An 8,953-nucleotide genomic window follows, 5' to 3' on the forward strand; every position below is an offset into this window, starting at 1 on the left:
CGGGACGGGTCTTGATCTTTGTCATGTGCTTTGTGGTGATTTGGCTTGTCCGGTGCCAACCATGCTGTCGCGGGTGACGAGATCGGCGAGCGCCTTGGCCTGCCACCCTTCGGTGCCAACGGGCCGGTGCGGGATCACGATGTAGCGCATATCCGCGGTGCTGTCATTGACGCGCACAGTCGTGCTGTCAGGCAGGTTCAGGCCGAATTCAGCAAGCACTTTACGCGGTTCCTTTACCGTGCGCGACCTGTAGGCGCGGGATTTGTACCAATCAGGCGGCAGCCCCAGCAGGTTGCGCGGGTAACAAGAACACAATGTGCAGACGACGACGTTATGCACGTCGGCCGTGTTTTCCAGCGCGATAAGGCGCATCGGGCCGATATCAAAACCCATTTCACGCGTGGCTTTGCTGGCGTCTGCAAGAAGTTCTTTGCGAAATGCAGGGTCTGTCCATGCCCGCGCCACCACCACCGCGCCGTTGGTTGGGGATCTTGCGTCCATGGCCTCAATCTGCGCGTTTATTTCGGCAGCGGTTGTTACACCCTTTTCGATCAGCAATTCGCGCACGGCGATTTCCATCTGTTGCCAATAGGTCAACGGGTGATCGTCATCCGGGCGGTAGGGATGGCCGGACGGCGACAGGTGGTCGTGGTGGTCATGGGGCATGGGGTGCCTTTGCTGGTGTCAGCCAATGTGCGTAGATTTCCGCATCGATCGTGTCATCCGGGTGGGCCGCATTGTCCCAGACATCGGCCATCCGAAAACGGATACGCATCAGGGGCACGGGTTTGGCCTGATGGCGATAGGCCAGATCTTCGGGGTTTGGAAATGGGCCGAGAGTACGTTCAACCCAGCCAATCTTGCCGCGCAAATAGGCGGGCGTGCGCACATGGCCGGGCGGCATGTCGGGGCGGACCCGCATGTAGGTCCGGTCAGTCACTTGCGGCCTCGCCATAAGTGGCGCCGCGCGATGCAACTTCGGTCATGCGTTGGGCGAGTTCGGCGGTGGTGTAGACGCCAGCCTCTACCAAGTTTTGATTCACGGAGGCAATCCAGCGTTCGTAATAGGTCATCGTCTCAAACGCCTCTGCGCCCATGTCTTCCAATACGCGGCGCAGGCCGTCAACGGTAAAATGCCCCTTGCCGGACGCAAGAATCATCAGCGCATCCACACGTTTTTCCCAAAGGGAAAAGTCATGCTGCGCGGAAGGGACCGGTCCTGCATCCAAGCCGCCCATGTCATGCCAGCGGCGCCCGGTTTCGGTTTTGTCTTTCTCTGTCATGGGCGCAGGGTAATCCAGATCGCGGACAGGGTTAAAGACTAAATGCACATGACCTTGGTGGGCGTCGCGTGTCAGATCGCCTCCTCCTCCTCCTCCTCCTCCTCATCTTCCTCGTCGGGGTCGCGCAGTGTGATGACACCGCCATCAGCCATTTCGCGGATGGCCTTGGTAATCTCTCCCATCGCTGCTTCGCCGTCGTCCTTCTTGATCCGACCGCGTTCTGCGGCGTCTTCGCGAATCTGGTTGGCCATCCGTTGTGACAAGCTGCCGAGGATAAATTCAGCGGATGCTACATAGGGTTCATCCATCGCCAAGGCTGCGGCAATCGCCACTGCCAGCGCTTCGGGATCAATGGCGCGGATGCAGCTCGGTATATCGGTGGGTTTGACGCGCGGTCCGATGTCTTTGAAGGTGAAAATCGCCTTGCGCACGTCGCTGGCAAAGTCAGGGTCCGTCGCGCCCAATCTGTCAAGAACATCTTCGCGCTGGTCGGTCGGGGTGGCGTTGAGAATGGCACCAAGTCGCTGCACCGGCGCGCGTTCAAAGGCAAGCGCGGAAGGGTGCCCGTAGTCTTGTGCCAGCGCTGCGCCGATCCGGTGCACCGTATCAGGGGACACCCTGGCCGTTTGCGACATTGCATAGGCGATTTGTCTGGCGCGGTCGCCGGGAGTTTTTGAAAGCACTTCTGCCGCTTTGGTGACGGGCAGTTTTGACAAAGCAACAGCACAGACGGCGATGCTTTCGGCGCGCATTATGTCAATGATGCGTGCTGTATCCAGCGCCGCAACAACGGGCCAATGATCCCCGTTGCGGACACTGTCCATTTGACTGCGCAGCTGTGCGGCCAATGACGGGCTGAGGTGATCTGCCAAGGCACTGACGGCGCCATCATGGTTGCCCGGTGGCGTCAGCCCCACGGCGGAAAGTTCATTGGCGAATTCATCCGCAACCGCGTCGACCGTATCGCGATCGACCCGGCGCAGGCTTGCCAATTCGCGGGTCAGTGTCAGTTGCAATGGCGGTGGCAATTGGTCCAGCGACAGCAAGTTTGCGTCTTCAAGCAGCATCTGCACGACCATGGCCGCCTTGCGGCGCCGGGTCAGTGCGGTTGTGTCGGTTTGGGCGGCATGAAAATCCATGTCCCCACCTAGCCGCAAGACTGTGAAAAAACAGTTAGTTTCTTTCCGCTAGGATGCAGGATGCGCGACGATAATCGACATTTTCTGGAGTTGGACGACGATCTCTGGGTCAAGGGCCGCCTGATCGGCGGTGGCGACATGCATCGCCTCAAACCGTGCGACCAATTCTTCGATCTCTTTATCGGAGAATTCGCGGTCGGGACGCGCGAAACCGCTCATGGAGTGGCTGCCGGCGGTCGTTGTGGCGTAGACGAACCCGTAGCGCATACCGTAGTCGGCCGCCTGAGCCAGAACGCCAGCAGGATCGTCGATGTCAGACCAACGGCGGACGCCGATGTTCTCAAAACACCAAGATACGGTTGGATCCTGCACCAGAAGGCCGTTTTTTGAGTAGTGTTCCAGCCAGGGGCGGGGGTAGCTTTGGAAGAAATAGGTCGGTGTCGTGAAACTGATTTGCAAGCCCATCGCATAGCCTGAAATCGAACGATCCTTGAACTCCGACAGCGCTGAAGTGAGGTTAAATTTTGCCGAATCCATACCGATACCCGCTTTCCCGTTGCCATTCATTCAGCTTAAGAGGTAAGTCAAGTCCGGAACGTCTTTACGCTAACTTAAGAGTAGTTCCCGCATAAGCAACAAGAGAGTCTTCCTGACTGGAAGACTGCTCGGGGAGCATAAATGTCGGATCGCGTCGGGCCAGAGGAAATTGCACTAATAGCCCCGGCTGGCTATTACATTGCGCTGCGCATCGGTTTTGCTTTTCCGATGGAAGAAGTGAATGCCTTTCCGCAGGCGTGGGTGTCGCATTACACCGCCCAACGGTACATGCTGTTTGATCCGATTGTGCGCTGGGCTTATGCGAATACCGGTGTGATCCATTGGAGCGAACTGGCCAAGCAAGACCCCAGGAATATCATCCAGCAGGCCGCAAATTTTGGGTTGCGATTCGGTATCACGATTGCTGTGATTGACCAAAATGAGGGCTTTGAACGCTCTTTTGCCTCTTTTGCGCGCTCGGATCGCGAATTTTCTGATCTGGAGGTGAAGGTGCTGCAGGCCTATGTCGCGCGGCGCCACAAGGAGATGGCGAAACCTACCAATTTGACAGCGGCTGAGCTTGAGGCACTCGCGATGGTGAAGGACGGTAAACGGTTGAAAGAAATCGCCTTTAAGTTGAATATCTCAGAGGGCGCTGTGAAGCAGAGACTACGCAGCGGCAAGGACAAGCTGGGCGCAAAAACGAGCACGCAAGCGGCCGCGTTGGCCAATCAATTTGGACTTATATAGTTGGCAGAATGCCGTTTTCCGCAGCATGTTGATAAAAACAGGCGGCACATCCGAATGAAATGATATAAGACTTCTTTAGGTGATGTGGGGATCACTGTGCTTATTTATACAACCTCAGGATGTGTGATGGAAAATATTACGTTTAATCTGACAGAGCTGCACAAGCATGGCGCTGCGTTCTTTGAATTCCTTGCGCTGCGCAAGGCGTTCTTTGTTGACCAGTTGGGCTGGGACATTCCGCATGATGCTGAGGTGGAGATGGATCAATACGATAATCCCAAGGCGTTCTACTCATTGGTGGTGCAAGACGGCAAAGTCATCGGGGGTGGTCGTGCCATGGCGACGACGGCGCAATGGGGATCGCACACCTATATGCTGCGCGACGCGGTTGAAGGGCGGATCATCGGCATTCCCGACAGCATTGTGAACGCGGTTGAGGTCACGGCAAATGTGTGGGAATGCACGCGTGTGGTGGTGTCTTCTGACATCAAGGACCCGGCGCAAAGTGCCCGGTGTCTGGCGCTGATTGTCGCCGGGTTGGCCGCGCAGGCCCGTGCGCATCATGCCACAGAGATGATGGCGCTCAGCAGGCCATCGCTGCTCCGGGCTTTGCGCAAGATCGGGTATCAGCCGCGCATGATCGGCACACCCTATGTCAACAGCGACGACGGGCGGCGGTATGTTGCGATGAGCATGTCTGTCGTGCAGCCACAGGCAGCGATGCCAGTGATCGCGGCGCATGTGGCCTTTCAACCTGCGGCTGCGGCCTCTGCCGTGTTGTGAGCGCAGTTGACCCGCGCGCTTTGAAATGCGCGGGTCTTGGTGACCTAGCCGGCGCCAAAGACGCGCGCGAAGATCGTATCGACGTGCTTCATGTGATAGCCGAGGTCGAATTTCTCTTCGATTTCCGCAGCGGAGAGTGCAGCCAGTACATCTGCGTCAGCGAGGAGTTCTGTCTTGAAATCAGCGCCCTGTTCCCAAACACGCATGGCGTTGCGCTGCACCAGTTTATAGGCGTCCTCACGGCTGACTCCGGCTTGCGTCAACGCCAGTAGAACCCGTTGCGACATCACCAAGCCGCGAAATTTATTCATGTTTGCCAGCATGTTATCCGGGTATATGACCAGCTTTTCGACAACGCCGGCCAAGCGGTTCAAGGCGAAATCCAGTGTCACCGTCGTATCCGGTCCGATCGCGCGCTCCACGGAGGAGTGGCTGATATCACGCTCATGCCAAAGGGCCACGTTTTCCATTGCGGGGACAACGGACATGCGTACCAGACGCGCCAGACCTGTCAGGTTTTCGGTCAGCACCGGGTTGCGTTTATGCGGCATCGCGGAAGAGCCTTTTTGACCTTTGGAGAAGAATTCCTCGGCCTCCAGGACCTCTGTGCGCTGCATGTGGCGGATCTCTGTGGCGATGTTTTCGATGCTGGATGCGATCACACCAAGCGTGGCGAAGAACATCGCATGGCGGTCGCGCGGGATGACTTGCGTGCTGATCGGTTCTGGCTTGAGGCCCAGTTGCGCGCAGACATGTTCTTCGACCGAGGGGTCGATATTTGCGAAGGTGCCGACAGCGCCGGAAATCGCCCCGGTGGCAATTTCTTCGCGGGCGTTAACCAGCCGCGCGCGGCCACGATCCATTTCCGCATAAAAACGCGCAAAAGTCAGACCCATGGTGGTTGGCTCGGCGTGGATGCCGTGGCTGCGGCCGATGCGCACCGTTTCTTTGTGTTCATGGGCGCGCGCCTTCAACGCGGCCAAGAGGCGATCCATATCGGCAATCAGCAGATCAGCCGCGCGGACCAGTTGCACGTTCAAGGTGGTGTCCAATACATCCGAAGAGGTCATGCCCTGATGTACAAAACGCGCGTCGTCCGCGCCGATATGCTCTGCCAGATGGGTCAGGAAGGCGATGACGTCGTGTTTTGTCACGGCCTCGATCTCATCAATCCGTGCGACGTCAAATTCCACGTCTTTGGCTTTCCAGACGGCTTCGGCGTTTTCCTTGGGGATCACGCCGATGGCAGCTTGGGCGTCACAGGCGTGGGCCTCGATCTCATACCAGATGCGGAATTTGGTCGCGGGCTCCCAAATGGCGGTCATTTCTGGGCGGGAATAGCGAGGAATCATGGAGAAGCACCTTTTTTGAGGGGTGGGCAGGGAATTCTACGCGCGTCATAAGGGGCAGAGCCGAAACCCTCAAGGGAGAGTTCCAATGTTGCGCCGGGAAGATTTTGTTGGCACGTGGCGTTTGCGGCGCAAGATAGTCGATCATCTTTCCGGTCAGGAGGGGCACTTGCAGGGTGAGGCCGTCTTGACGCCAGATGGCGATAGGCGGCTGATCTATGACGAGAGCGGCACGCTGGTTCTGGCACATGGGACAGAAATGGTGGCGACGCGGCGTTATCTTTGGGACTTTGTTGGCCAACAGGTTGTTGTCACTTTTGAGGATGGTCGCCCGTTCCATCAGTTTATGCCCGCAGGTGACGTTGACGGGACCGATCACCCCTGTGGGGATGATTTTTATACGGTGCAGTACCATTTCACCACCTGGCCGATTTGGGAGGCCGTCTGGACAGTCAATGGGCCGCGCAAGGACTATGTTTCCAGGTCGGACTACGCGCCTATTGCGCTGCGCTGACGTCAACGCGCTTGCGCCGCGCCGCGGCATCGGCAATAAATCACCAACGAAATTGCAATAAGGGGAGAGCGGCAGATGGCCCTCACAAGCAACGACACAGTTTTGACAGAGGCCTTTGGCCCGTCCCAAGGCACCGCTCTGCGGCTCAAGCAGGCGTTTATGGTCGTCGCCGGTATCGTGGCCTTGGCCCTTTTCGCCAAAATCAAGATCCCGATGTGGCCGGTTCCCATCACCATGGGCACATTTGCGGTTCTGACGATTGGTGCGGCATACGGCCCCCGGCTGGGCCTGACGACGATCCTTGGATATCTGATTATTGGCGCGCTGGGTTTTGACGTCTTTGCTGGCTCCTCTGCCGAGGCCTTTGGGCTGACGTATATGATGGGTGGCACCGGCGGTTACCTCGTCGGATACGTTCTGGCGACGCTGGCGCTTGGTTTTGCGGCCCGCGCTGGTTGGGACCGCTCCGTGCTGATGATGGCGCTTGCCATGTTGATCGGCAATGCGTTGATCTATCTGCCGGGTCTGGCGTGGTTGGGTGTGCTTTACGGCTGGGACCAGCCGATCCTGCAGTGGGGTTTAACGCCGTTTTTGATCGGTGACGCGCTGAAACTGACGCTGGCCGCGCTTCTGGTGCCTGCGGTCTGGAAACTGGTTGGCGACGCGCGCAAGTAAGACTGCCGAACCGAAAAGCAAAAGGGGCGCTGTCATTCGCAGCGCCTTTTTTCATGCCAATTGGGTGGTGACGATCGCGGACCGTTCCAGCGTGCGATGCACGGGGCATTTGTCTGCGATCTCAAGCAGTTTTTCGCGCTGTTGATCGCTCAACGCCCCGCTGAGGTGAATGACCCTCTCAAATTGATCGACCTTGGCGTTGGAGGGGTCCGTGGCGTCGCTGCCGTATTCCTTTGCATGACTGATATCTACGCTGACACCTTCCAGTGGCCAGCCTTTGCGCCGCGCATACATGCGGATGGTCATGGAGGTGCAGGCCCCCAGTCCGGCGGAGACAAAGCCGTAGGGTGTCAGCCCCCGATTTGTGCCGCCGAATTTTGCCGGCTCATCAGCCAGCAAGTGATGCGGCCCGGACTGGATGTCTTGCAGAAAGCCGTTTGCGTCCGCCTCTGTGACCCGCAAGATGCCTTCTGGTGCTTTGGCTTGCTCTGCGGGCTCTGGCAGATCGAGGTAGCGTTTTGACCATGCAGCAATGACATCGGCCGTGTATTCGGCGTCACTGGCGTTGGTAATAAGATGGTCGGCGTCATCCAGCGTGACAAAGCTTTTTGGATGCTTGGCGGCCATGAAGATGCTGGAGGCATTTTCGACCCCCACAACAGCGTCGCGCGGGGCGTGCAGGACCAGCAAGGCCGCACCCAGCTTGGCGATTGAGGCGGTCAGGGCGACCTGGCTGATGTCGTCAACGAAGCCTTTGCCGATGCAGAAGGGCCGCCCGCCCAGCGATACCGTAGCCACGCCCTGATCGCGGATTTCGGGGATCGCATCGGCGAAGTTGTGGGTCACATGGGCGGGATCAAAGGGCGCGCCGATTGTGACGACCGCTTTGATGCTTTTCATCAACGGGGCCGCCTTGAGAACGGCTGCACCCCCCAAGGAATGCCCGATGAAAAGCGATGGAGGCATGTCGCGTGCATCAAGCGCTTCGCACGCCGCGATCAGATCATCGACATTGGATGTGAAGCTGGTGTTTTCAAATTCGCCCTCCGAATGCCCCAACCCCGTGAAATCAAAGCGCAAGACGGCAATTCCCATCGAAGACAGCCGCGCGGCGATCCTGCGGGCCGCTGTGATGTCCTTGGAGCAGGTGAAGCAGTGGGCAAACATGGCCGTTGCCAGAAGTGGGCCATTTGGCAAATCCAGACGTGCTGCCAACATGTCCCCGGCGTGGCCTTTGAAGGTGAGTTTCTCGGTCGGCATTGTCGCGCCCTTTTCTGGTCAGGTCATAAGTGGACCAGACATGCGCCTGCGGCCTGTCTGAAGCAACTCCATTTCCCAATCATCGCGCCAAGGTGAGAGATGTTACCGCCCCATCAGCGTCGGATCATGGGGGTAGGTGGTCAGGTTCTCATAGCCGTCTTCGGTGATTAGGACCTGATCTTCGAGTTTGATCGAGAAGTCACCACCTTCGGGGCTGATGAGTGCCTCAACGCAAAGCGTCATGCCCGGTTGCAATTCATAGTCAAAAGCGCCGGGCACCATGCGGTCGGGGTAGGCGACAAGAGGCCATTCGTCACAAAGCCCCACGCCATGCATCAGGCAGCCGTATTTTTGTTTCTGATATTTTTCGGGCAAGACATGGGTATTGCGGCTGAGGTCTTCGATGTTCACGCCGGGTTTGAGCATCGCCATATTTTGTTCAATATGTTCGACACCAATCTGCATGGCCTCGATCATGTCGGGGCGCGGTTTCCGGTCGCCGATCCACCATGTACGGCTGATGTCGATGCAGATCCCGTAGGAGCTGATAAGATCGGTGTCAAAGGCCACGATCTCGTTGTTTTGAACAATCCGGCCACCGCATTCCTGAAACCAAGGGTTGGTGCGCGGCCCGGATGTCAGCAGGCGCGTTTCGATCCATTC

Annotated in this window: 12 protein-coding genes; 4 read left to right on the forward strand and 8 right to left on the reverse strand. The window is 57.8% G+C overall.

Annotation, left to right across the window (positions count from 1 at the left end):
* Positions 1-21 precede the first annotated feature (21 nt).
* The 5 genes from nthA to ACFDSS_RS11925 form a co-directional block, all read right to left on the reverse strand.
* A complete protein-coding gene (gene nthA, locus ACFDSS_RS11905) occupies positions 22-666 on the reverse strand; it encodes a nitrile hydratase subunit alpha (RefSeq protein ID WP_375255960.1) in 645 nt (214 codons plus the stop codon).
* A complete protein-coding gene (locus ACFDSS_RS11910; RefSeq protein ID WP_375255961.1) occupies positions 656-955 on the reverse strand; it encodes an SH3-like domain-containing protein in 300 nt (99 codons plus the stop codon). Before ACFDSS_RS11910 ends, nthA begins: the two co-directional genes overlap by 11 nt.
* On the reverse strand, positions 933-1,238 hold the full coding sequence (locus ACFDSS_RS11915) for a ScnB-like protein (protein ID WP_375255971.1): 306 nt from the start codon (positions 1,236-1,238) through the stop codon (positions 933-935). The genes ACFDSS_RS11910 and ACFDSS_RS11915 overlap by 23 nt, the downstream gene beginning before the upstream one ends.
* Positions 1,239-1,354: 116 nt before the next feature.
* The gene (locus ACFDSS_RS11920; protein ID WP_375255962.1) at positions 1,355-2,422 is read right to left on the reverse strand and encodes a FliG C-terminal domain-containing protein; all 1,068 of its coding nucleotides are present in this window, start codon (positions 2,420-2,422) and stop codon (positions 1,355-1,357) included.
* A gap of 48 nt (positions 2,423-2,470) precedes the next feature.
* The gene (locus ACFDSS_RS11925; protein WP_375255963.1) at positions 2,471-2,959 is read right to left on the reverse strand and encodes an autoinducer binding domain-containing protein; all 489 of its coding nucleotides are present in this window, start codon (positions 2,957-2,959) and stop codon (positions 2,471-2,473) included.
* Between the two features lie 141 nt (positions 2,960-3,100).
* Between ACFDSS_RS11925 and ACFDSS_RS11930 the strand changes: the two genes are divergently transcribed.
* Together ACFDSS_RS11930 and ACFDSS_RS11935 are read left to right on the forward strand one after the other, a co-directional pair.
* A complete protein-coding gene (locus ACFDSS_RS11930) occupies positions 3,101-3,709 on the forward strand; it encodes an autoinducer binding domain-containing protein (RefSeq protein WP_375255964.1) in 609 nt (202 codons plus the stop codon).
* Positions 3,710-3,835: 126 nt separating this feature from the next.
* The gene (locus ACFDSS_RS11935) at positions 3,836-4,492 is read left to right on the forward strand and encodes an acyl-homoserine-lactone synthase (protein ID WP_375255965.1); all 657 of its coding nucleotides are present in this window, start codon (positions 3,836-3,838) and stop codon (positions 4,490-4,492) included.
* A 44-nt stretch (positions 4,493-4,536) separates the two neighbouring features.
* On the opposite strand, the gene purB is transcribed toward ACFDSS_RS11935, so the two are convergent.
* Entirely contained in the window at positions 4,537-5,844 is a 1,308-nt protein-coding gene (purB, locus tag ACFDSS_RS11940; RefSeq protein ID WP_375255966.1) for an adenylosuccinate lyase, read from the reverse strand.
* Between the two features lie 85 nt (positions 5,845-5,929).
* Between purB and ACFDSS_RS11945 the strand changes: the two genes are divergently transcribed.
* Positions 5,930-6,355, forward strand: coding sequence for a DUF6314 family protein (locus tag ACFDSS_RS11945; RefSeq protein WP_375255967.1), 426 nt, complete (start codon positions 5,930-5,932; stop codon positions 6,353-6,355).
* Positions 6,356-6,430: 75 nt separating this feature from the next.
* The gene (locus ACFDSS_RS11950; RefSeq protein ID WP_375255968.1) at positions 6,431-7,030 is read left to right on the forward strand and encodes a biotin transporter BioY; all 600 of its coding nucleotides are present in this window, start codon (positions 6,431-6,433) and stop codon (positions 7,028-7,030) included.
* A gap of 51 nt (positions 7,031-7,081) precedes the next feature.
* Here the strand turns inward: ACFDSS_RS11950 and ACFDSS_RS11955 are convergent, their stop codons facing one another.
* Positions 7,082-8,290, reverse strand: a complete 1,209-nt coding sequence (locus tag ACFDSS_RS11955; protein WP_375255969.1) for an alpha/beta fold hydrolase — start codon at positions 8,288-8,290, stop codon at positions 7,082-7,084.
* 102 nt (positions 8,291-8,392) lie between these two features.
* On the reverse strand, positions 8,393-8,953 hold a 561-nt coding region (locus tag ACFDSS_RS11960), incomplete at its 5' end, for a M24 family metallopeptidase (RefSeq protein WP_375255970.1).

Origin of the sequence: Yoonia sp. (assembly GCF_042093035.1) — a bacterium.
Taxonomy (GTDB): Bacteria; Pseudomonadota; Alphaproteobacteria; order Rhodobacterales; family Rhodobacteraceae; genus Yoonia.

What these genes read in the sequence shown, in the direction of transcription:
- ACFDSS_RS11925 (WP_375255963.1), bottom strand. Translation starts at nt 2,959, where the DNA reads ATGGATTCGGCAAAATTTAACCTCACTTCAGCGCTGTCGGAGTTCAAG.
- ACFDSS_RS11935 (WP_375255965.1), top strand. Translation starts at nt 3,836, where the DNA reads ATGGAAAATATTACGTTTAATCTGACAGAGCTGCACAAGCATGGCGCT.
- ACFDSS_RS11945 (WP_375255967.1), top strand. Translation starts at nt 5,930, where the DNA reads ATGTTGCGCCGGGAAGATTTTGTTGGCACGTGGCGTTTGCGGCGCAAG.
- purB (WP_375255966.1), bottom strand. Translation starts at nt 5,844, where the DNA reads ATGATTCCTCGCTATTCCCGCCCAGAAATGACCGCCATTTGGGAGCCC.
- ACFDSS_RS11955 (WP_375255969.1), bottom strand. Translation starts at nt 8,290, where the DNA reads ATGCCGACCGAGAAACTCACCTTCAAAGGCCACGCCGGGGACATGTTG.
- ACFDSS_RS11915 (WP_375255971.1), bottom strand. Translation starts at nt 1,238, where the DNA reads ATGGGCGGCTTGGATGCAGGACCGGTCCCTTCCGCGCAGCATGACTTT.
- ACFDSS_RS11930 (WP_375255964.1), top strand. Translation starts at nt 3,101, where the DNA reads ATGTCGGATCGCGTCGGGCCAGAGGAAATTGCACTAATAGCCCCGGCT.
- nthA (WP_375255960.1), bottom strand. Translation starts at nt 666, where the DNA reads ATGCCCCATGACCACCACGACCACCTGTCGCCGTCCGGCCATCCCTAC.
- ACFDSS_RS11910 (WP_375255961.1), bottom strand. Translation starts at nt 955, where the DNA reads ATGGCGAGGCCGCAAGTGACTGACCGGACCTACATGCGGGTCCGCCCC.
- ACFDSS_RS11920 (WP_375255962.1), bottom strand. Translation starts at nt 2,422, where the DNA reads ATGGATTTTCATGCCGCCCAAACCGACACAACCGCACTGACCCGGCGC.
- ACFDSS_RS11950 (WP_375255968.1), top strand. Translation starts at nt 6,431, where the DNA reads ATGGCCCTCACAAGCAACGACACAGTTTTGACAGAGGCCTTTGGCCCG.